The following is a 21,291-nucleotide window of genomic DNA, read 5'->3' as shown; positions in this document are numbered from 1 at the left end:
GCTGAGAGGATCAAAAACATGAAAAAAATAGTTATCCACAGTGGATATATTAAGCTCGACCAGTTCCTAAAGCTCTCCGATTGTGTATCCACAGGGGGGATGGCTAAGGCACTGCTGCAGGAAGGGCATGTGCAGGTGAACGGTGAGGTGGAAGAACGGCGTGGCCGGAAGCTCTACCCGGGTGATACAATCGAGGTACAGGATAACGGCGTCTTTGAAGTTGAGGGCGGCGGCGTCAAGGAGGAGTAACCCTAAGGAGGAACAGGCTCTTGTTTGTCAAAAATATCGGACTGCAGGATTACCGCAACTATGGGCTGCTGCGTCTTGAGCATCTGGGCGATGTGAATCTCATTCTCGGACAGAACGCCCAGGGCAAAACCAATCTCATGGAGGCTTTGTTTGTCCTTGCGATGACCAAAAGCCACCGGACCTCCAAGGACAAGGAGCTGATCTCCTTCGATGCCCCGGCGGGCTCCGCACAGATTGTTGCTGAAGTAGAGCGCAAATACGGGGATCTTAAGCTGGAGCTGACCCTGTCCCCGCAGGGCAAGAAGGCCAGAATTAACGGACTGGAGCAACGGCGGCTCAGTGAATTCGTAGGCTCGCTGAACGTTGTAATGTTTGCTCCGGAGGATCTGGAGATTGTTAAAGGCACCCCGGGCATCCGGCGCCGGTTCCTTGACATGGAGATTGGCCAGGTTCAGCCGAGCTACCTGTTTCATCTGCAGCAGTACCAGAAAATCCTCCTCCAGCGGGGCAATTTGCTGAAGCAGTTATGGGGCAAGGAGGCTGGCGGCCGGGAGCTTCTGGACATCTGGGATGCCCAACTTGTAGAACATGGTGTTAAAATCGTCAAAAAAAGGAAACAATTCATAAAGAAGCTGCAGATATGGGCAGAAAGCATTCACCGGGGCATCACAAACGGCGGAGAAGAGCTCAAGCTGCTCTATGTCCCCTCGTTTGGTGAGCGTGAAGAGGAAGATGAAGCTGTCTTATTGGACAAATTTATGTTAAAGTTATCACAAACAAGAGATCAGGAAATCAGGCGCGGCATGACGCTGACGGGTCCCCATCGGGATGACCTGTCCTTTTTTATCAACGGAAGAGAAGCTCAGGTCTACGGTTCCCAAGGGCAGCAACGTACGGCAGCTTTATCGCTCAAGCTGGCGGAAATTGAACTGATCCATGAGGAGATCGGAGAATACCCTGTGCTGCTTCTTGATGATGTTTTGTCCGAACTTGATCCCTATCGTCAGACCCAGCTTATCGAAACCTTTCAGAGCAAGGTGCAGACCTTCATCACTGCCACCGGTGTTGAGGGACTGAATGCTGATAAACTAAAGGGTGCAATCCTGTATCATGTTCATGGCGGCAAAGTGGGGTTATAAAGAGCGGAGGAAGACCATGTATATTCATTTGGGCGGAGAAAAAATTATTCGATCCTCAGAGCTGATTGCTATATTTGATATATCGATTGAGAAGTCCTCCAAGGTATCGAAGCAGTTTATGACTCATTCCCAGCAGGATAAGAAGCTGGAACGCATTGGTGAAGAGGAAGCGAAGTCTATTGTCGTGACCAGGAATACTGTCTACTACTCCCCGATCTCCTCCTCCACTCTCAAAAAAAGAGCCAAGATCTTGTTAGAAATATAGGTTTCGTAAGTTACAAGAGATAATCTGAAAGAAGTAGGTGAAGGCATGTCAATGAATCAACCGACATATGATGAGAGCCAGATTCAGGTACTGGAAGGGCTGGAAGCAGTTCGGAAACGTCCCGGCATGTACATTGGCTCCACCAGCTCAAAAGGTCTGCATCATTTGGTCTGGGAAGTTGTCGATAATAGTATCGATGAGGCGCTGGCAGGTTTTTGCGACCGGATTCAAGTCATAATTACTGAGAATAACAGTGTGACTGTTATTGACAACGGGCGGGGAATTCCTGTCGGTGAGAACGTCAAGCTGAAGAAGTCCACGCTTGAAGTGGTCATGACTGTCCTGCATGCAGGCGGTAAGTTCGGCGGCGGGGGCTACAAGGTGTCCGGCGGTCTTCACGGCGTGGGGATCTCTGTGGTTAACGCTTTGTCCGAGAAGGTAGTAGTGACCGTCAAGCGTGACGGGCATGTCTATCAGCAGGAGTACAACCGCGGCGTGCCGCAATATGACATCAGAGTGATCGGGGATACAGAGGAGACGGGGACCACCACCACCTTCCACCCGGACCCGGATATTTTTACCGAAACCACTACTTTTGAATACTCCACGCTCCTTACCCGTATCCGAGAGCTGGCCTTCCTGAACAAGGGCATTGAGCTGTCACTGCTGGATGAACGGACCGGAGTCAACAATACGTTCAAGTATGAAGGCGGTATTGTGGAGTATGTGAAATACCTTAACGAGAAAAAAGAAGCTCTTCATGAGGAACCGATCTACGTGGAAGGCTCACGGGATATGATCGCGGTTGAAGTAGCTCTCCAATATAACGATTCATATACAGAGAATATCTATTCATTCGCCAACAATATCAATACCCACGAGGGCGGAACGCATGAATCCGGCTTCAAGAGCGCTTTGACACGGATCATTAATGATTACGCACGCAAGGCTGGCGTGATCAAGGATAGCAGCCAGAATCTGACCGGCGATGATGTCCGTGAAGGTCTGACGGCGATTATTTCCGTCAAAATCCCTGAGCCGCAGTTCGAAGGCCAAACCAAGACCAAACTCGGCAACAGTGAAGTCCGCGGGATTGTAGAATCACTGTTCGGCGAGAAGCTGCAGGAGTTCCTGGAAGAGAACCCTGCCGTCTCACGCAAGGTGCTGGAGAAGTCATTGCAGGCTTCCCGTGCCCGGGAAGCGGCCAAAAAGGCCCGTGAGCTGACCCGCCGCAAAAGTGCGCTTGAAGTCAGCGCCCTGCCGGGTAAGCTGGCGGACTGCTCCTCCAAGGATGCGTCGATCAGTGAGCTGTACATCGTCGAAGGTGACTCGGCGGGCGGATCAGCCAAGCAAGGCCGGGACCGTCATTTTCAGGCGATCCTGCCGCTGCGCGGTAAGATTCTGAACGTCGAGAAGGCCCGGCTGGACCGGATCTTGTCCAATGCGGAAATCCGGGCGATTATCACCGCACTCGGAACCGGGATTAGCGATGATTTCGACCTCTCGAAGGCGCGTTACCACAAGGTTGTCATTATGACGGATGCGGACGTCGACGGCGCCCATATCCGAACACTGCTGCTGACCTTCTTCTACCGCTACATGCGGAAGATTGTTGACGCAGGGTATATCTATATCGCCCAGCCGCCGCTCTTCAAGATCGAGCGCAACAAGGTTGTGCGCTATGCACAGACCGAGAAGGAGCGCGATGAGATCATTGCTGCCTTCGGTGAGAACGTGAAGGTTAATGTTCAGCGCTACAAAGGTCTGGGTGAGATGAACGCCGCTCAGCTGTGGGACACGACGATGGACCCTGAGAGCCGCACCATGCTACAGGTGACCATTGAGGATGCCATGCTGGCGGACAGCATCTTTGATACCCTGATGGGTGACAATGTCGAACCGCGCCGTGAATTCATTCAGGAGCATGCGCAATCGGTTAAGAACCTGGATATTTAAGCCGCACATAGCGAACCTCCGGATTATCCCTTGCGGATGAAGCCGGAGGTTTTTTAGTAATACAGAGGGGTATATAGCCTGCCGTTTGAATACATAGAGCTAGAAGTTCGATATTCGCTTGCGGCGGCTGGTTACGGACTTCCGGTTAGGCTTCAACCGCCCATAGGCCACAGCGTAACGGTGGATTTTACGGTAAATTGCTTTGTTCGGGAACAATTTGAAGACAATGATGGAGGGTAAGGTGTTTACTTCAAGCAGCCATAGATCGTGATGCTGGTCGATGGCGACATCAAGCCCCAGCTCCTTAAGGCCTGGATAAGCCGTTTCGAGTTGCGCGCCGATTCGGACGCCCAGCGATTTGAGCTGCTGGGTAGTTGCGGACATTTCGTCAGAGGTCATATGCTCCTTGAACAGGGTATCTACCGGAAAAACACTGCCCCCGCTGTGATAATTCGTGATCACCTTCTGCGGTGCGGCGACCCGGCCAAGCATGCCTGTAGTCTCCCAGCTGCCCTGGGGATTCTTCTGGGTAAGCACCCGGAGGTCGAAGGGACGGTCCTGATGCTGCAGCAGATCAATGCCCTGCTGGACCAGATAGCTGCGGTCTTTAATCCGGGGTACCAGTGCGGCATGAAGCTCTTCAGGGCTATTAAAGACCTCGGCGTCCTTCGCATACCTGAGAATATACATCAGCTTCGGCTCTGCCGGTACTTCTGCTTCAATGCCTGCAGCTGCTGTCTCCGGTTCACGGGTCTCCGGCTGATGCCCGCTGGGACTTAAGTGTACAACCCTCTGCTCGGCTCTCATCACTCCGCTGCCATAGGTGCCGCGGTCGGGCTTTATATATACCGTGCCATACAGATGCAGCATTTCTTTCAGATCCTCCAGGCCGTATTTGCGCGTTTCCGGAATATAGACCGAGAGCTGACGGTTTTGCAGAATGACTTTCGTTTTTGCCCATTTGCTGGACACGCGTTGAATCTTCATGTTCTGCCTCCGTTTCTTTACGCATAGCGAATTTTCAGGACAAGCCAACAAAAAAATGTTATAATATAAGGATATGAGATTATGCTTTTTGGGACGAAAACAGGGGCATGAAGCCAATTCTCTTGTCTCTACAGTCTATGTACTGAAGACAGCAGCGGAGAGGGCGTATACCCTTATCCGTACTAAAAGAAAATCAATATAGACGATAACAGGCTATCATGTTTAATTGTGCTGGTTTTGTGAAAGTAATATAATATAGGGTAGCGGTTTTTAACTGAAGGAGGTCCACCAACTCATGGCTGAACAAAATAACCCGCAAGTCAAAGATCGGGACATTGGCGTGGAAATGCGCGAATCCTTTATGGATTACGCAATGAGCATCATTGTAAGCCGGGCTTTGCCGGATGTGCGGGATGGACTTAAGCCTGTTCACCGACGCATTTTGTTTGCGATGTCGGAACTTGGTATGTCCTCGGATAAGCCACATAAGAAGTCAGCGAGAATCGTCGGTGAGGTTATCGGTAAGTATCACCCACACGGTGACTCAGCAGTCTATGAAACAATGGTACGTATGGCACAGGACTTCTCCATGCGCTATATGCTTGTAGACGGTCATGGTAACTTCGGTTCCATAGACGGAGACATGGCGGCTGCAATGCGTTATACAGAAGCACGTTTGTCCAAAATTGCCGGAGAAATGCTACGTGACCTGAACAAGGAGACCGTTGACTTCGCGCCCAACTATGACGGTGAAGAGAACGAGCCTGTAGTCTTGCCGGCGCGTTATCCCAATCTGCTGGTCAATGGTGTAGGCGGGATTGCGGTGGGGATGGCAACCAACATTCCTCCGCATAACCTCGGTGAGGTTATTGACGGTGTGCAGGCGATGATTAAGAATCCTGATATTACGCCTATGGAGCTTATGGAATATATTCAAGGCCCGGATTTCCCGACGGCCGGATATATTCTGGGCCGTGAAGGCATCCGTCAGGCCTACCGCACTGGACGCGGATCGGTTACCATGCGTGCCAAAGCGGTCATTGAAGAGAATAACGGCAAGGCCCGGATTATTGTGCATGAGCTTCCTTACCAGGTCAACAAAGCCCGGCTCGTGGAGAAGATTGCGGAGCTGGTGCGTGAGAAGCGCATCGAGGGCATAACGGATCTGCGTGATGAGTCTGACCGTAACGGAATGCGCGTAGTGGTTGAAATGAGACGGGATGTGAATCCGAGTGTTGTACTCAACAATCTCTACAAGCATACTTCTATGCAGTCCACCTTCGGGATCAACATGCTGGCTATTGTCAACAATGAACCGAAGATTCTGAATCTGCGCGATGTGCTGTATCACTATCTGCAGCATCAGATCGAAGTCATCCGCCGCCGGACGATCTTCGACCTTAAGAAGGCCGAAGCACGGGCGCATATTCTGGAAGGTCTGCGTATTGCCCTGGATCATCTGGATGAGGTCATTGCCCTGATCCGCGCCTCACGCACTACCGACATTGCCCGGGAAGGTCTGATGGAGACCTTCAGTCTAAGCGTAGAGCAGGCCCAGGCGATCCTCGATATGAGGATGCAGCGCCTGACCGGTCTGGAACGCGAGAAGATCGAGAACGAATATAACGAGCTTTTGGCCAAAATTGCCGAATACCGTGAGATTCTGGCCAATGAGCATCTTGTGCTGGATATTATCAGCAATGAGCTGCAGGAGATCCGCGATAAGTACTCCGATGACCGCCGTACAGAAATTACGGTTGGGGAAGAAAGCATCCTTGACGAGGATCTGATTCCGCGTGAAGAGGTTGTTATCACGATTACCCACACCGGTTACATCAAACGTCTTCCGGTCAACACCTACCGCAGCCAGAAGCGTGGCGGACGCGGTGTCATCGGGATGGACACCAAGGACCAGGACTTTGTGGAGCATCTCTTCGTGAGCAACTCCCATAACTACCTGATGTTCTTCACGGATAAGGGTAAGGTGTACCGGATTAAGGCCTATGAGATTCCGGAGCTTGGACGCACTGCCCGGGGAACGCCGATCATCAACCTGATTCAAATTGAGCAGGGTGAGAAGATCAGCGCGGTCATCCAGGTAGAGGAAGCGGACAGTGACAAGTACCTGTTCTTCGCTACCCGCGAGGGAATTGTGAAGAAGACGCCTCTGGAAGATTACAACAACATCCGTAAGGGTGGTTTGATTGCAATCAATCTCCGTGAGGAGGATTCACTGATTGAGGTGAAGCTGACAGACGGTGAGCAGAATCTGATTATCGGTACTGCACGCGGAATGTCGATTACCTTCTCGGAGAATGATGTGCGTTCCATGGGCCGCAGCGCTACCGGGGTTAAGGGAATCACGCTTGATTCCAATGACCATGTTATTGGCATGGACTGCGTAGACCAGGAGCTTGAGGTGCTGATCGTAACCACCAAGGGCTATGGTAAGCGGACACCTGCTGCTGACTACCGGTCCCAGACCCGCGGCGGTAAAGGCATCAAGACCATTAACCTTACGGATAAGAACGGACCGGTTGTCGGGCTGAAGGTCGTCAAGCAGGACGAGGACCTGATGATTATTACGACCAGCGGTACCCTGATCCGTACCAGCATGGACGGAATATCCACCATGGGCCGTTATGCGCAGGGCGTTAAGCTGATTAATATCCGTGAGGATGATGCTGTAGCTACACTGTGCAGAGCGGACAAAGAGGATGAAGAGCTGTCTGAGCATGAGGATGGAGAAGACATTCAAGGAGTTCCTGTAGAAGACGAAGGCGAAATTGAAGCTAGCCAGCCTGAAGCGGATGCCGTGAACGAAGACGATAGCCTCGAATAAGGATTGCAGGAGAGTATGGGTTTCTGATGTATAGAAATCCATGCTCTTTTTTTATACTCTATTAACTGATGAACGGGGAATTCTCTATCTAGCCGCTTCCCGGGTTCCATACTATAATTAGAGCATCATAGGTGTCACCGACATAAAGGGGCTTGGGCTAATGCCAAACATATCCGTTGGAGAGATTAAAGCGGGTTCAAAGATTATAAAGGATGTAATTACTCCTTTAGGAGGAGTATTGTTCGGCAAGGGCAAAATCATTCTCCCCCGGGATATTGAGATTTTGCAGGCTTTTTTGATCGGACAGGTTGAGATTGAAGGGGCACAAGGGGAAGACAAATCGGCAGAGAGCGCTAAACCGGCAGTGAAGCAGCAAGCGGCTAAGGCGGGTGCTCTGATTAATGAGTCGGTGCTGGCCAAGAGTAATTCTCCGCTTCACGATGAGTATGAGAAAATGCTGGTGCTTATCAAGCAAAGCTACCGTGCAGCGGCCGCAGCGGCTCTTCCGATCTTCGAACTGCGGAGTCAACTGGAGCTGCTGATTACCCATTTGAAGGATTACCATGTCTTAAAGTTTGCGCCGCGTGTGCTGATTGACCAGGAATATAACTATCATAATGCGGTCTTGTCTGCCCTGACCTCCTATCGAATTGCCCAGTGGTGCGGATATCCGCAGAAGGACTGGATGCAGGCTGCTTTTGCCGGCTTGCTGCACGATATAGGTAACATTAAGGTAGACGAAGCGCTGCTGCAGAAGCCAACCCCTCTAAGCGGTGCAGAGATTGACGAAGTACGCAGGCACACTACATACGGTTATCAGTTGCTGCGCAATGTTACAGCCATTAACGAAGGGGTTAGACTCGCCGCCTTGCAGCACCATGAGAAGATAGACGGTTCAGGGTATCCACTTAGGCTGGATGGCAGCCAGATTCATTTCTACGCCAAGATTGTGGCAGTCGCCGATATCTTCCATGCCATGACGCTGGGAAAAGCCTACAGAAAGGCACAGTCGCCTTATCTGGTATTGGAGCAGCTGCAGAAGGAGAGCTTCGGGAAGCTCGATCCGGTAATCGTACAGACCTTCATTCAAAAGACGACAGACCTATATAACGGTACACGGATACGGCTCAGCGATGGGCGTCACGGGGAAATCATCTTTACCGATCGTAACAACCCGACAAGACCCATGGTTCAGGTTGAAGGAAATATCGTTAATCTGATCAATGAACGGGAGCTTCATATTCAAGAAATTATTGCTTAAGCACGCGGACAGAGGAGTAGAGCTATGCTAACTTGCTTGCCGGGTTAGGGCCGGTTAGGGGAAGCGTAGCTTTAGATAATGATTTAGAAATAATGCTTGCATTGAATCTCTATACGTGATATATTCTATTTCTGGCCGCGAAACATCAACGCCTGGCTCGAACAAGAAGTTGAAAAAAAGAGCTTGCATTGATCGGTTGGATGTGATATATTATAAGAGTTGCTGGTGACGACAACATCGTCGCTAATAACGAGCTTGATCTTTGAAAACTGAACAACGAGTGAGTATCGGAGATCGCTTCGGCGAGATCCAAAATTAGAGAATGTAACCATTCTCGTCAGATGTTTCAAAATGAGCAATCGCTCTTTCTAAATACCAATTTGGAGAGTTTGATCCTGGCTCAGGACGAACGCTGGCGGCATGCCTAATACATGCAAGTCGAGCGGAGTTTGAAAGGAAGCTTGCTTCCTTTCAAACTTAGCGGCGGACGGGTGAGTAACACGTAGGCAACCTGCCCTCAAGCCTGGGATAACTACCGGAAACGGTAGCTAATACCGGATAATTTCTTTTTTCTCCTGAGAGAAGAATGAAAGGCGGAGCAATCTGCTGCTTGGGGATGGGCCTGCGGCGCATTAGCTAGTTGGTGGGGTAACGGCCCACCAAGGCGACGATGCGTAGCCGACCTGAGAGGGTGAACGGCCACACTGGGACTGAGACACGGCCCAGACTCCTACGGGAGGCAGCAGTAGGGAATCTTCCGCAATGGGCGCAAGCCTGACGGAGCAATGCCGCGTGAGTGATGAAGGTTTTCGGATCGTAAAGCTCTGTTGCCAGGGAAGAACGTCCGGTAGAGTAACTGCTGCCGGAGTGACGGTACCTGAGAAGAAAGCCCCGGCTAACTACGTGCCAGCAGCCGCGGTAATACGTAGGGGGCAAGCGTTGTCCGGAATTATTGGGCGTAAAGCGCGCGCAGGCGGTTATTTAAGTCTGGTGTTTAAACCTTGGGCTCAACCTGAGGTCGCACTGGAAACTGGGTGACTTGAGTACAGAAGAGGAAAGTGGAATTCCACGTGTAGCGGTGAAATGCGTAGATATGTGGAGGAACACCAGTGGCGAAGGCGACTTTCTGGGCTGTAACTGACGCTGAGGCGCGAAAGCGTGGGGAGCAAACAGGATTAGATACCCTGGTAGTCCACGCCGTAAACGATGAGTGCTAGGTGTTAGGGGTTTCGATACCCTTGGTGCCGAAGTTAACACAGTAAGCACTCCGCCTGGGGAGTACGGTCGCAAGACTGAAACTCAAAGGAATTGACGGGGACCCGCACAAGCAGTGGAGTATGTGGTTTAATTCGAAGCAACGCGAAGAACCTTACCAGGTCTTGACATCCAACTAACGAAGCAGAGATGCATCAGGTGCCCTTCGGGGAAAGTTGAGACAGGTGGTGCATGGTTGTCGTCAGCTCGTGTCGTGAGATGTTGGGTTAAGTCCCGCAACGAGCGCAACCCTTGACTTTAGTTGCCAGCAGGTTGAGCTGGGCACTCTAGAGTGACTGCCGGTGACAAACCGGAGGAAGGTGGGGATGACGTCAAATCATCATGCCCCTTATGACCTGGGCTACACACGTACTACAATGGCCGGTACAACGGGAAGCGAAGCCGCGAGGTGGAGCCAATCCCAGCAAAGCCGGTCTCAGTTCGGATTGCAGGCTGCAACTCGCCTGCATGAAGTCGGAATTGCTAGTAATCGCGGATCAGCATGCCGCGGTGAATACGTTCCCGGGTCTTGTACACACCGCCCGTCACACCACGAGAGTTTACAACACCCGAAGTCGGTGGGGTAACCCGCAAGGGAGCCAGCCGCCGAAGGTGGGGTAGATGATTGGGGTGAAGTCGTAACAAGGTAGCCGTATCGGAAGGTGCGGCTGGATCACCTCCTTTCTATGGAGAATCGTCTTCTGCAATGAAGACATTCAAATCTTAAATCTAGCCGGTCGGCTAGTTACTCACTCGTTGGTCAGTTTTGAGAGTTTAAGCTCTCAAGTAAGAAACTTGATCCTTGAAAACTGGATACCGAAACGAATTTGCGTTTTAGAACATTCCTTTAAGCTGAACTTGTGTAAACAAGTTTTGAATTAATGGCGATGCAACGATGATCTGGATGGAAATACAGGCGTTGAAGAAATTCATTGTCCGATATTTTCCTAAAGGAAAAATCGAGGTTAAGCTACTAAGAGCACACGGAGGATGCCTAGGCGCCAGGAGCCGACGAAGGACGTGGCGAACAACGAAACTGCCTCGGGGAGCTGTAAGCAAGCTTTGATCCGGGGGTGTCCGAATGGGGAAACCCAGCTGTGGTAATTCGCAGTTACTCGTATCTGAATACATAGGATACGCAGAGGCAGACCAGGGGAACTGAAACATCTAAGTACCCTGAGGAAGAGAAAACAATAGTGATTCCGTCAGTAGCGGCGAGCGAACGCGGAACAGCCTAAACCAAGGGGCTTGCCTCTTGGGGTTGTGGGACGTCTCACATGGAGTTACAAAGGAATATGGTAGGTGAAGAGGTCTGGAAAGGCCCGCGATAGAGGTAAAAGCCCTGTAGCCTAAACTGTGTTCTCTCCGAGACGGATCCCGAGTAGTGCGGGGCACGTGAAACCCCGTATGAATCCAGCAGGACCATCTGCTAAGGCTAAATACTACCTGGCGACCGATAGTGAAACAGTACCGTGAGGGAAAGGTGAAAAGCACCCCGGAAGGGGAGTGAAATAGAACCTGAAACCGTGTGCTTACAAAAAGTCAGAGCCCTCTTTATGGGTGATGGCGTGCCTTTTGTAGAATGAACCGGCGAGTTACGTTTAACATGCAAGGTTAAGGTGAGAAGCCGGAGCCGCAGCGAAAGCGAGTCTGAATAGGGCGACTGAGTATGTGGACGTAGACCCGAAACCGTGTGATCTACCCCTGTCCAGGGTGAAGGTGCGGTAACACGCACTGGAGGCCCGAACCCACGCATGTTGAAAAATGCGGGGATGAGGTGGGGGTAGCGGAGAAATTCCAATCGAACTCGGAGATAGCTGGTTCTCCCCGAAATAGCTTTAGGGCTAGCCTCGGTGAATGGAGTGGTGGAGGTAGAGCACTGATTGGGTGCGGGGCCCGCAAGGGTTACCAAGCTCAGTCAAACTCCGAATGCCATTTACTTCTTGCCGGGAGTCAGACAGTGAGTGCTAAGATCCATTGTCAAAAGGGAAACAGCCCAGACCATCAGCTAAGGTCCCCAAGTGTGTGTTAAGTGGGAAAGGATGTGGAGTTGCACAGACAACCAGGATGTTGGCTTAGAAGCAGCCATCATTGAAAGAGTGCGTAATAGCTCACTGGTCGAGTGACTCTGCGCCGAAAATGTAACGGGGCTAAACACACCACCGAAGCTATGGCTAGATGCTTTGCATCTGGGGTAGGGGAGCGTTGTATATACGTTGAAGGTGTACCGTAAGGAGCGCTGGAGAGTATACAAGTGAGAATGCCGGTATGAGTAACGAAAAGATCAGTGAGAATCTGATCCGCCGAAAGCCCAAGGTTTCCTGAGGAAGGCTCGTCCGCTCAGGGTAAGTCGGGACCTAAGGCGAGGCCGACAGGCGTAGTCGAAGGACAACAGTTTGAAATTACTGTACCACCGTAATCCGCTATGAGCGATGGGGTGACGCAGGAGGGTAGTGACGCGGACTGATGGATGTCCGTCTAAGCAGTGAGGCTGGTGTGTAGGCAAATCCGCACATCGTAAGGCTGGGCTGTGATGGGGAGCGAAAATTACAGTAGCGAAGGTCATGATCTCACACTGCCAAGAAAAGCCTCTAGCCAGGAGAAGGTGCCCGTACCGCAAACCGACACAGGTAGGCGAGAAGAGAATTCTAAGGCGCGCGGAAGAACTCTCGTTAAGGAACTCGGCAAAATGACCCCGTAACTTCGGGAGAAGGGGTGCCTCGGTAGGGTGAATAGCCCGAGGGGGCCGCAGTGAAAAGGCCCAAGCGACTGTTTAGCAAAAACACAGGTCTGTGCGAAGCCGTAAGGCGAAGTATACGGGCTGACGCCTGCCCGGTGCTGGAAGGTTAAGGGGAGCGGTTAGGGGTTAAACCCGAAGCTGTGAACCGAAGCCCCAGTAAACGGCGGCCGTAACTATAACGGTCCTAAGGTAGCGAAATTCCTTGTCAGGTAAATTCTGACCCGCACGAATGGCGTAACGACTTGGGCGCTGTCTCAACGAGAGATCCGGTGAAATTTTAATACCTGTGAAGATGCAGGTTACCCGCGACAAGACGGAAAGACCCCATGGAGCTTTACTGCAGCTTGATATTGAATTTGGGTACGATCTGTACAGGATAGGTGGGAGCCGTGGAGGCAGGAGCGCAAGCTTCTGCGGAGGCGCCGTTGGGATACCACCCTGATCGTATCTAGGTTCTAACCTAGTGCCCTCATCGGGTACGGGGACCGTGTCAGGCGGGCAGTTTGACTGGGGCGGTCGCCTCCTAAAGAGTAACGGAGGCGTTCAAAGGTTCCCTCAGAATGGTTGGAAATCATTCGCAGAGTGCAAAGGCATAAGGGAGCTTGACTGCGAGACCTACAAGTCGAGCAGGGACGAAAGTCGGACTTAGTGATCCGGTGGTACCGCATGGAAGGGCCATCGCTCAACGGATAAAAGCTACCCTGGGGATAACAGGCTTATCTCCCCCAAGAGTCCACATCGACGGGGAGGTTTGGCACCTCGATGTCGGCTCATCGCATCCTGGGGCTGAAGTAGGTCCCAAGGGTTGGGCTGTTCGCCCATTAAAGCGGTACGCGAGCTGGGTTCAGAACGTCGTGAGACAGTTCGGTCCCTATCTGTCGTGGGCGCAGGAAATTTGAGAGGAGCTGTCCTTAGTACGAGAGGACCGGGATGGACGTACCGCTGGTGCATCAGTTGTTCCGCCAGGAGCATGGCTGAGTAGCTACGTACGGACGGGATAAGCGCTGAAAGCATCTAAGCGTGAAGCCCCCCTCAAGATGAGATTTCCCAACATGTAAGACCCCTTGAAGACGACGAGGTAGATAGGTTGGAGGTGGAAGTGCAGCAATGCATGGAGCTGACCAATACTAATCGGTCGAGGGCTTATCCAAACTTTTAACACGCAGATTCGTTTCGGATTCAGTTTTCAGGAATCAAATTCCTGAAGCATTTACGCTGTAAATGCCCGTTTGGTGGCGATAGCGGAGGGGTTCCACACGTACCCATCCCGAACACGACCGTTAAGCCCTCCAGCGCCGATGGTACTTGGACCGAAGGGTCCTGGGAGAGTAGGACGTTGCCAAGCACACATGAGCCATTGTCGAATTGTCGACAATGGCTTTTTTGTATACCCGCATATATAAAAAGCGGGAAGGGGTGCGGTATTTTAATATAAAAACGCTTACAAACGAGTGACATTTTTGTTACCGACGAGGCGATGGTTCCAAGTATAATGGAAAAGTGCAATAAATAAGCAAAAGCCTTAATACGAATGAACTACGTATAAATTCTATCTTGGAATTTTCTTGCGTCTTTAGATGCATGGTAGAGGTAAGGAGGATTTAAGGTATGAAGCGAACTCAACCTTTGTGGATATTAGTTATTCTTTGTATAGTCGGAGTAATGCTGGCGGGTTGCGGAACGAAGGAGCCGGCTTGGGATACTTTTAACGGTGCACTTAATGAGGAAGACTTCCCCGTTCCCAAAGAGGCAAGCTCCCCCGACAGAACAACTACAAACGTAGCCATGGACTATGTACGGTACTCCTTGCCGGGGTTGAAGGAGAAGAAAGGCGTGCCGGAGCCTTATCTTGCAGCCATTAAAGCTTGGGGCTGGGAAGAGCAGGAACAGAAAGCAGACGATTCCGGGAGCTCCCGTGTTTTTCAGAAAGAAGGACTTATTGTACATCTGACCGTGCATGATGACTATTTCATCGTGATGATTCCGAAGGAAAAGAAGGTCACGACCAAAGGCTTGAAGAACAGATAAAAAATCGCCGTCCGGTTATGGATGGCGATTTTTTTGAAAGATAAGAATTTATATGTTTTGGGGTCCCCGCAAAGTACCTGAGTCATCACCTACGCTAAAGGGGGCTGTCCCAAAAGCCATGAAATGGCTGCTTGGGATAGCTCTTTATTTTGTAGTCGGATCAACGTGAGCACTTGGGTGGACGCTGCGCGAACGGACCGTTGTTCCAATCGCTGTGGTCTCCAGATTTTTTTCATTCCCCTTAGCGGTGAAAATCCGGAGACCAAGGCGACCGCTGCCGCTTTTACACAATCGTTCCGTCCTCTCCGCTGTTTAAGTGGGAAAAGTTTCTTCAAATCTTTCTAAAATCACAAAAAGAAACCTCTCTTTTGTTAAAATGGAGTTACCACACAACCATTTCAAAGGAGAGGTTTCTTTGTACATTCAATATACCATGGACCAACTTTGCTTGCCAATGGATCTGGAAGAAGATATCCCGGGAAATCACCTCGTTCGCGTCGTGAATGCCGCCGTCAATCGGCTGGACAACGCCATTTTTGACGCGGCCTATCCCGGCGGCGGCCGTGACAGCTACCATCCTAAAATGCTCACCAAAGTCATCATCTACGCTTACACTCAGCGAATCTATTCGTCTCGCCAAATCGCCAAAGCGGTCCGGGAGAACATTCCCTTCATGTGGCTGGCCGGACGGCAGCGACCCGACTTCCGCACGCTGAATCGCTTCCGTTCCCAGCGGATGAGAAATGTCCTCGAAACGGTATTTACCGCCGTGCTTCAGTTTCTGGCTGACGAAAAATACGTGTCTCTGGAGCATTATTTTGTGGACGGAACTAAGATCGAGGCGAATGCCAATCGCTACACCTTTGTCTGGAGCAAAGCGGTCAGCAAACACAAAGCGAAACTGCAAGATAAGGTGCAGGCCCTATTCGCTGACATTGAAGCAGCCGAAGAGCAGGAAGAACAAGAGAATCAGGGCAAAGATCTGGCTGAACTCAGCACGGGTTCGGAAATGGACAGTGAGAAACTCGAACAAGCCGTGCAAAAGCTTGAAGCTCAGCTTGCCGAAAAACCGAAAGACAAGCCCCTAAACAAGACGGTTCGGTCGTTGCGTAAGGATTTGCTCCCTCGACTGCAGAAGTACGAACAATATCAAAAGCTGCTTGGGGACCGGAACAGTTTCAGCAAGACCGATCCCGAGGCAACGTTTATGCGGATGAAAGAAGATCACATGCGAAATGGCCAACTGAAGCCAGGTTACAATCTACAGATCGGGACCGAAAACCAATTTATTTTAACCTACAGTCTCCATCAAAGACCGGGTGACACCCGCTGTTTAGAACCACATCTGGAAAAAACAAAGCAATTCCTCGGGAAACTTCCAAAGACGGTCATTGCAGATGCCGGCTATGGAAGTGAAGAAAACTACGCCTATCTGGAAAAGAGCGAGCTACAGGCCGTCGTGAAATACAGCACCTACCACAAAGAAAAGAGCAAAGCCTGGAAAGCCCAGGTCGGAAAAATCGAGAACTGGACCTACGACGGATCCGAGGATCGCTGGACGTGTTTAGCTGGACACCCGCTGTATTTCCAACGAGAGAGCAAGGAAACCACAGAGAGTGGATACGAAATTAAGAAGCGTCATTACCAAAGTCAAAGCTGCGGAGGTTGTCCGTTAAAAGAAAACTGCACGAAGGGAAGCGGAAACCGGGAAATCGCAGTCAGTTTGGAGCGGCTTAGATACCAGAAACAGGCGAAAGAAATCCTCCAAAGCGAGGAAGGCTATCTATTGGCCGTACGTCGAATGACGGAGCCGGAAAGTGTATTTGGACAATTAAAGAATAACCGGGGCTTCCGGCGCTTTCTGCTTCGCGGCATGGAAAAAGTGACGCTAGAGGTCGGTTGGCTTTCGCTTGCTCACAACCTGCTGAAGCAAGCAGCGAATGACCAGAAACGCAAGGGAGCGATCCTCCAATAACGGAGAATCGCTCCCTTTCTTACAAATTAATCTTTTAAGAAGGCATGGGATTTTTCCCCACCAGTAGAGTATCTACTTTTGGGACAGCCCCTTATTTTGCGTGCATGCTTGGCCGCTTAAATACAGCGCTATGTATATCTGGTTGGGATTACTGGGCGTAATAAGAGGCGTCTGCCGCATTGAACTTGAGCATCCCGTCTTTGCCTACACTTGTTAACCGCAGCAGCGCATACAGACGGGGTAGCAGCAGCCACAGGTGGCATACCGCAAGCGAAACCGTGAAGGCTGGCGGAGCCCAGACGATGAAGAGTGCGGCTATACAAAGACCGATCCAGAGGTTATGCAGCTGTACGGTACGGAAGATGCCGTAATTGATATATTGATCGGGCATGTAACCGGGCCAGGGCAGGCGCAGGGATAATCTCCAGCGCTTGGCGATAGGGTGTCCGCTAATCAGCAGCACAGAGCGTGAGATGACATACTGAATCCACAGCATGACAGGTCCGGCTATAATCATGAACAGAACACTAAGCCAGGAGAGAAAGACACTTTCGAGCACAAGGCATATAAAGGGCAGGGTGATATAGACCCGCAGCAGGAATGCTGTAATAGTAATTTTTTTGATAAGCTTGTATTGATAGAATGTAGCGGCACCTTTGGTGTTTGGTTCCATACCTGGAATTCGGACCTCCTCGCAAGTTCTCTTGTTATTATTATCGGCCTGCTCCTGCGTTTTATTAAACAACGGGCTCAGATTCACCGAATGGGCAGCGGGCGAATATATATATTTTAGGCTATGAAGGATTAGGAAAAAACTATGAAAAGGTTTAAAATGATAGAAGGTGTACCATACTGTTCTTAAAAGAGTCAAGGTGGGATGAAAATGGAACAGCAAACCGGGCAGGCCTGCATTATCTGTGGGCAAGAAAAGGAAGAAGGCATTGTGATTGTCTCGCACTTCATCTGTGAGGACTGTGAGAGTGAGATGGTGCGTACGGAGGCTGAGGATGTGAAGTACAACTTTTTCATTAACCGGATGAAGAAGATCAATCTGCGTATGCATGCTTAGTGTACGAATTGCAGGACCTGTAACAAGCAACATATAAAGAGCGGGCGGTGAATCTGTGTCGCGTTGGCTGCAAATACAAGGTTCCTCTTAACGGCTTCTCCGCCCTGACCGGGTGAGGGGAGCCGTTTTATTGCGTGCAATCCTTTGCGGAAGTGATAGGCGTTTGGGTGCATTTGCGTTAAAATAGAAGGTAACCCCCAGGGGAGGAAGAATCTATGGACAAGCTACAGCCTGGCAGGGCACCTGTATACGAAATGCTGGAACAATATAGACATAAGGGTAATATATCTTATCATGTGCCGGGTCACAAGAACGGGGAGGCTTACCGGAGTACTGTCAGTGCAGAGAGTGCGGGGTATCTCACGGAAGTGATGCGTTACGATGTGACGGAGATTACGGGAACGGATGACCTTCATCATCCGGAAGGGGTAATAAGGGAAGCACAGGAGCTGGCAGCCGATTGTTACGGCGCGGAGGAGAGTTATATGCTGGTGTGCGGAAGCACCGCGGGTAATCTGGCTCTGATCCTGACGGTCTGTTCTGAGCCCGGAAGTTTGCTTATTCTGCAGCGCAACGTCCACAAGTCCGTGATCCATGGACTGATGCTGGCGGGAGCGCGTGCAGTCTTCCTAGAGCCGCAGATCGACCCGGGCAGCGGCCTTGCGGTGGCTCCGTCTGCTGAGACGGTGCAGGCGGCGCTGGCCGCATACCCGGAGGCTGCCGGGGTCCTAGTCACCATGCCGAATTACTACGGCATGGGCAGTGACCTAGCGCCCCTCGCGCAGGCCTGTCACGCTTGCTGCGTGCCGCTGCTGGTGGATGAGGCGCACGGGGCGCATTACGGGCAGCACCCCGCGCTTCCGGCGGGGGCGCTTGCCCAGGGCGCGGACGGCGTGGTGCAGTCCACGCATAAGATGCTGACGGCGCTGACGATGGGCGCCATGCTGCATGTGCAAGGGCCATGGCTTGACCGCGCGCTGCTGCGGCAGCGCCTGGCCATGGTGCAGAGCTCCAGCCCATCCTACCCCGTGATGGCTTCGCTCGATTTGGCCCGGCGCCTGCTGCACAGCCAGGGCGCCGGTGCCTTCACGGCGGGGCTCGCCGCCGTGGATGTCCTGCGGCGCGGCCTGGCGGCGCTGCCGCGCTTCAGGCTGCTGCAGCCGGCGCAGCCGCAGCAGCCTGTCTGCGGCGAGGCCGGCGCCGCAGGAGTGAAGCCGCCGCTGCGCGGGGCGGCGTACGTGACCCAGGACCCCTTCAAGGCGGTCATTTATGACGCCGCGGGGGTCCTGGGGGGCTTCGAGCTGCAGCGCAGGCTCGAAGAGAGGGGAATCGTGCCGGAGATGAGCGACGACCGGCACGTGGTCCTGGCCTTCAGCCTCGGCTCGAAGGCTGAAGAGGCAGCGGAGCTGCTGACAGCGCTGCAGGACATTGCAGCGCAGACCTCCTTGGCAGCGCAGCAGACAGGCGGGAGCGCAGCTTCCTCAGACCTTGAACCTACCGCTGGCCTTGATCCTGTCGCTGGTCTAGATCTTACCGATGGACCCAGCCAGTCTACTTACTCAGACACTGCCGCAGCTCCCGCTCCCCAAGGCGGAGAATCCTTCTCCAGCGCACGGACCGCAGCCCAGGCAGCGTCATATAATAGCAGAGAAGGGGAATTAACCTTCTCCGGTCATATTTCCACGTGGAACAATTTCGACATTCCGGCAGTATCGGCTCCGGTCGCGTTCTCTATCCGGCCGGTGGCTGCCGGGGAGACAGAGAGTGTAGAGCTTGAGGCAAGCGCGGGCAGGATTGCGGCGGAGATGGTTATTCCCTATCCTCCAGGCATCCCGCTCTTATATCCCGGAGAGAGCATTACAGCGTCTGTCTGTGACAGGCTGATCCGTCTGAGAATAGGCGGGGCGAAATTTCAGGCCTGTGCTGATCCGGCCTTACAGCATATTATGGTATACAACATTCAGAAGGGCGGAGAAGCATAAGTGAAGCGAGAAGGATTCTTCATTACACTGGAGGGAGGCGACGGCTCCGGCAAAACAACCGTACTCGGCAGGGTGGCAGCTTATCTGCAGAACCATTCCATGCCCTATTTAATCACCCGCGAACCGGGAGGGATTGAGATTGCCGAGAAGATCCGCTCTATTATCCTCGACCCGGCGCATACGGCTATGGATGCCCGGACAGAGGCACTCCTGTATGCGGCGGCAAGAAGCCAGCATCTGGCGGAGGTGGTCGAGCCTGCCTTGCAGGAGGGAATTACCGTGCTCTGCGACCGTTTTGTAGACAGCAGTCTGGTCTATCAAGGGTACGCCAGAGGGCTGGGCATCGAAGAGGTGAGGGGGATTAACCGGTTTGCGACTGGCGGGAGAATGCCTGATCTTACCTTTTACCTGGATGTAGATCCTGAGGTGGGCCTGTCCCGGATAGCGGCCAATCAGAACCGGGAAGTGAACCGGCTGGATCTGGAGAGCCTGGAGTTTCATCAGAAGGTGCGGGCGGGCTATGAACTGGTAACCAGCTCTGATCCGCAACGGATTGTGGTGCTTGATGCGGGTCGTCCCATCCATATGGTGGAGCAGGATATAGTACGTGTACTGAAGGACAGGATATTAAAGGATTTCTAAGGTGTTTTGTCAAATAAACAATAGAGGTATAATGATTGAACAGGGCTTCTCCGCAGATTGAATCGATGTTGTGCGGAAAGCCTGTGAACATAACTAATTAGGAGGGGATACGAAGATGAATTTGATCATTGCAATTATCCAGGATAAAGACAGCAACCGGCTATCCAGTGAACTGGTGAAGGCGAACTTCCGTGCCACCAAGCTGGCCAGTACAGGCGGATTTCTCCGTGCGGGTAACACTACCTTTTTGATTGGGGTAGATGATATTCAGGTAGACGCTGTACTCAGTGTAATCCGTAACAGCTGCAAAGTACGCGAGCAACTGGTCACTCCGGTCACGCCGATGAGCGGCACGACAGATTCCTATTTGCCGCTTCCTGTTGAAGTGCAGGTGGGCGGAGCTACCGTATTCGTACTTCCCGTCGATCGTTTCGAGCATTATTGAGCATAATGAAGATCAACCCGGGCTACAGGCCCTTAAAAAGCGAAATGCTGACCACGGAGGCTGAGAGGCGCCCGGTCCAGCAAAAAAACTTCAACGATGTATTTCAACAGCAAAGCCAGCAGAAAACTATAGATGAGTTGAACCGTCAGATCAAAGATATCCAGCTGCAAGGCGACCGGCTCTCCAAATCCATGACTGTGCGCGAGCTATCTATCTACCGGAACCTGATCAAACGGTTTCTGGAGGAGACGGCCCGCCGCGGAGTGATCCTGAAGGACACCAAAGGCTGGGACCGGCGGGGCCGCGGCAAACGCTATAAGCTGCTCGAAGAGGTTGATGCCGCTCTGCTGAATATGGCGGATGATCTGCTGGACAGCGAGCAGGGCCGGATTGATCTCCTGGGACGGGTTGGAGAGATCCGCGGGCTGCTGATTAACCTTTCTTTCTGACAACTTGG

At 51.9% G+C, this 21,291-nt stretch carries 15 protein-coding genes and 3 rRNA genes; 16 read left to right on the top strand and 2 right to left on the bottom strand.

From position 1 onward, the window contains the following. Positions 1-18 precede the first annotated feature (18 nt). Genes yaaA through gyrB form a run of 4 tightly spaced genes read left to right on the top strand, consistent with a single transcriptional unit; the run spans position 19 to position 3,609 of the window. Positions 19-249 carry a S4 domain-containing protein YaaA gene (gene yaaA, locus MHH78_RS02455; RefSeq protein WP_036699885.1) on the top strand — a complete coding sequence of 77 codons (231 nt, stop codon included), beginning with the start codon at positions 19-21 and terminating at the stop codon, positions 247-249. Between the two features lie 20 nt (positions 250-269). Next, positions 270-1,388 carry a DNA replication/repair protein RecF gene (gene recF / locus MHH78_RS02450; RefSeq protein WP_036728069.1) on the top strand — a complete coding sequence of 373 codons (1,119 nt, stop codon included), beginning with the start codon at positions 270-272 and terminating at the stop codon, positions 1,386-1,388. Positions 1,389-1,404: 16 nt separating this feature from the next. Next, the gene (remB, locus tag MHH78_RS02445; protein WP_036728071.1) at positions 1,405-1,653 is read left to right on the top strand and encodes an extracellular matrix regulator RemB; all 249 of its coding nucleotides are present in this window, start codon (positions 1,405-1,407) and stop codon (positions 1,651-1,653) included. 45 nt (positions 1,654-1,698) lie between these two features. Further along, positions 1,699-3,609, top strand: a complete 1,911-nt coding sequence (gyrB, locus tag MHH78_RS02440) for a DNA topoisomerase (ATP-hydrolyzing) subunit B (protein WP_036728073.1) — start codon at positions 1,699-1,701, stop codon at positions 3,607-3,609. 99 nt (positions 3,610-3,708) lie between these two features. Here gyrB and MHH78_RS02435 read toward each other — a convergent pair whose 3' ends face one another. Beyond that, the gene (locus MHH78_RS02435) at positions 3,709-4,596 is read right to left on the bottom strand and encodes a YheC/YheD family protein (protein ID WP_341166478.1); all 888 of its coding nucleotides are present in this window, start codon (positions 4,594-4,596) and stop codon (positions 3,709-3,711) included. 295 nt (positions 4,597-4,891) lie between these two features. Between MHH78_RS02435 and gyrA the strand changes: the two genes are divergently transcribed. The 7 genes from gyrA to MHH78_RS02400 all read left to right on the top strand — a co-directional run bounded on the left by gyrA (position 4,892) and on the right by MHH78_RS02400 (position 16,696). Further along, positions 4,892-7,438, top strand: a complete 2,547-nt coding sequence (gyrA, locus tag MHH78_RS02430; protein WP_076081923.1) for a DNA gyrase subunit A — start codon at positions 4,892-4,894, stop codon at positions 7,436-7,438. A 160-nt stretch (positions 7,439-7,598) separates the two neighbouring features. Beyond that, a complete protein-coding gene (locus tag MHH78_RS02425; RefSeq protein ID WP_036728078.1) occupies positions 7,599-8,699 on the top strand; it encodes an HD-GYP domain-containing protein in 1,101 nt (366 codons plus the stop codon). A 377-nt stretch (positions 8,700-9,076) separates the two neighbouring features. Continuing rightward, positions 9,077-10,637 (top strand): 16S ribosomal RNA (locus MHH78_RS02420). A gap of 279 nt (positions 10,638-10,916) precedes the next feature. Continuing rightward, positions 10,917-13,844, top strand: a 23S ribosomal RNA gene (locus MHH78_RS02415). Between the two features lie 77 nt (positions 13,845-13,921). Continuing rightward, positions 13,922-14,038 (top strand): 5S ribosomal RNA (rrf, locus tag MHH78_RS02410). Together the 16S, 23S and 5S rRNA genes form the textbook arrangement of a ribosomal RNA operon. Positions 14,039-14,301: 263 nt before the next feature. After that, positions 14,302-14,721 carry a hypothetical protein gene (locus tag MHH78_RS02405; RefSeq protein ID WP_036723990.1) on the top strand — a complete coding sequence of 140 codons (420 nt, stop codon included), beginning with the start codon at positions 14,302-14,304 and terminating at the stop codon, positions 14,719-14,721. Positions 14,722-15,136: 415 nt separating this feature from the next. Then, positions 15,137-16,696, top strand: coding sequence for an IS1182 family transposase (locus MHH78_RS02400; RefSeq protein WP_341166477.1), 1,560 nt, complete (start codon positions 15,137-15,139; stop codon positions 16,694-16,696). 148 nt (positions 16,697-16,844) lie between these two features. Here MHH78_RS02400 and MHH78_RS02395 read toward each other — a convergent pair whose 3' ends face one another. Continuing rightward, positions 16,845-17,369 carry a hypothetical protein gene (locus tag MHH78_RS02395; protein ID WP_036723988.1) on the bottom strand — a complete coding sequence of 175 codons (525 nt, stop codon included), beginning with the start codon at positions 17,367-17,369 and terminating at the stop codon, positions 16,845-16,847. 210 nt (positions 17,370-17,579) lie between these two features. On the opposite strand from MHH78_RS02395, the gene MHH78_RS02390 reads away from it, so the two are divergent. The 5 genes from MHH78_RS02390 (at position 17,580) to MHH78_RS02370 (ending at position 21,283) form a co-directional block, all read left to right on the top strand. After that, positions 17,580-17,765 carry a sigma factor G inhibitor Gin gene (locus MHH78_RS02390; RefSeq protein ID WP_036723987.1) on the top strand — a complete coding sequence of 62 codons (186 nt, stop codon included), beginning with the start codon at positions 17,580-17,582 and terminating at the stop codon, positions 17,763-17,765. Positions 17,766-17,980: 215 nt separating this feature from the next. Further along, positions 17,981-19,747, top strand: a complete 1,767-nt coding sequence (locus MHH78_RS02385) for an aminotransferase class I/II-fold pyridoxal phosphate-dependent enzyme (protein WP_341166476.1) — start codon at positions 17,981-17,983, stop codon at positions 19,745-19,747. Further along, entirely contained in the window at positions 19,748-20,389 is a 642-nt protein-coding gene (tmk, locus tag MHH78_RS02380; protein ID WP_036723984.1) for a dTMP kinase, read from the top strand. It begins immediately after the preceding gene. Positions 20,390-20,504: 115 nt separating this feature from the next. Continuing rightward, positions 20,505-20,834 carry a cyclic-di-AMP receptor gene (locus MHH78_RS02375; RefSeq protein WP_036723983.1) on the top strand — a complete coding sequence of 110 codons (330 nt, stop codon included), beginning with the start codon at positions 20,505-20,507 and terminating at the stop codon, positions 20,832-20,834. A gap of 5 nt (positions 20,835-20,839) precedes the next feature. After that, positions 20,840-21,283, top strand: coding sequence for a YaaR family protein (locus MHH78_RS02370; protein ID WP_036723982.1), 444 nt, complete (start codon positions 20,840-20,842; stop codon positions 21,281-21,283). Positions 21,284-21,291 lie beyond the last annotated feature (8 nt).

The organism is Paenibacillus sp. FSL H3-0333 (assembly GCF_038002805.1).
In the GTDB taxonomy this organism is placed as follows: Bacteria; Bacillota; Bacilli; order Paenibacillales; family Paenibacillaceae; genus Paenibacillus_AQ; species Paenibacillus_AQ silagei.
This window is presented reverse-complemented; position numbering and strand designations above follow the sequence as displayed.

What these genes read in the sequence shown, in the direction of transcription:
- yaaA (WP_036699885.1), top strand. Translation starts at nt 19, where the DNA reads ATGAAAAAAATAGTTATCCACAGTGGATATATTAAGCTCGACCAGTTC.
- remB (WP_036728071.1), top strand. Translation starts at nt 1,405, where the DNA reads ATGTATATTCATTTGGGCGGAGAAAAAATTATTCGATCCTCAGAGCTG.
- gyrB (WP_036728073.1), top strand. Translation starts at nt 1,699, where the DNA reads ATGTCAATGAATCAACCGACATATGATGAGAGCCAGATTCAGGTACTG.
- MHH78_RS02435 (WP_341166478.1), bottom strand. Translation starts at nt 4,596, where the DNA reads ATGAAGATTCAACGCGTGTCCAGCAAATGGGCAAAAACGAAAGTCATT.
- gyrA (WP_076081923.1), top strand. Translation starts at nt 4,892, where the DNA reads ATGGCTGAACAAAATAACCCGCAAGTCAAAGATCGGGACATTGGCGTG.
- MHH78_RS02425 (WP_036728078.1), top strand. Translation starts at nt 7,599, where the DNA reads ATGCCAAACATATCCGTTGGAGAGATTAAAGCGGGTTCAAAGATTATA.
- MHH78_RS02405 (WP_036723990.1), top strand. Translation starts at nt 14,302, where the DNA reads ATGAAGCGAACTCAACCTTTGTGGATATTAGTTATTCTTTGTATAGTC.
- MHH78_RS02395 (WP_036723988.1), bottom strand. Translation starts at nt 17,369, where the DNA reads ATGGAACCAAACACCAAAGGTGCCGCTACATTCTATCAATACAAGCTT.
- MHH78_RS02390 (WP_036723987.1), top strand. Translation starts at nt 17,580, where the DNA reads ATGGAACAGCAAACCGGGCAGGCCTGCATTATCTGTGGGCAAGAAAAG.
- MHH78_RS02385 (WP_341166476.1), top strand. Translation starts at nt 17,981, where the DNA reads ATGGACAAGCTACAGCCTGGCAGGGCACCTGTATACGAAATGCTGGAA.
- MHH78_RS02375 (WP_036723983.1), top strand. Translation starts at nt 20,505, where the DNA reads ATGAATTTGATCATTGCAATTATCCAGGATAAAGACAGCAACCGGCTA.
- MHH78_RS02370 (WP_036723982.1), top strand. Translation starts at nt 20,840, where the DNA reads ATGAAGATCAACCCGGGCTACAGGCCCTTAAAAAGCGAAATGCTGACC.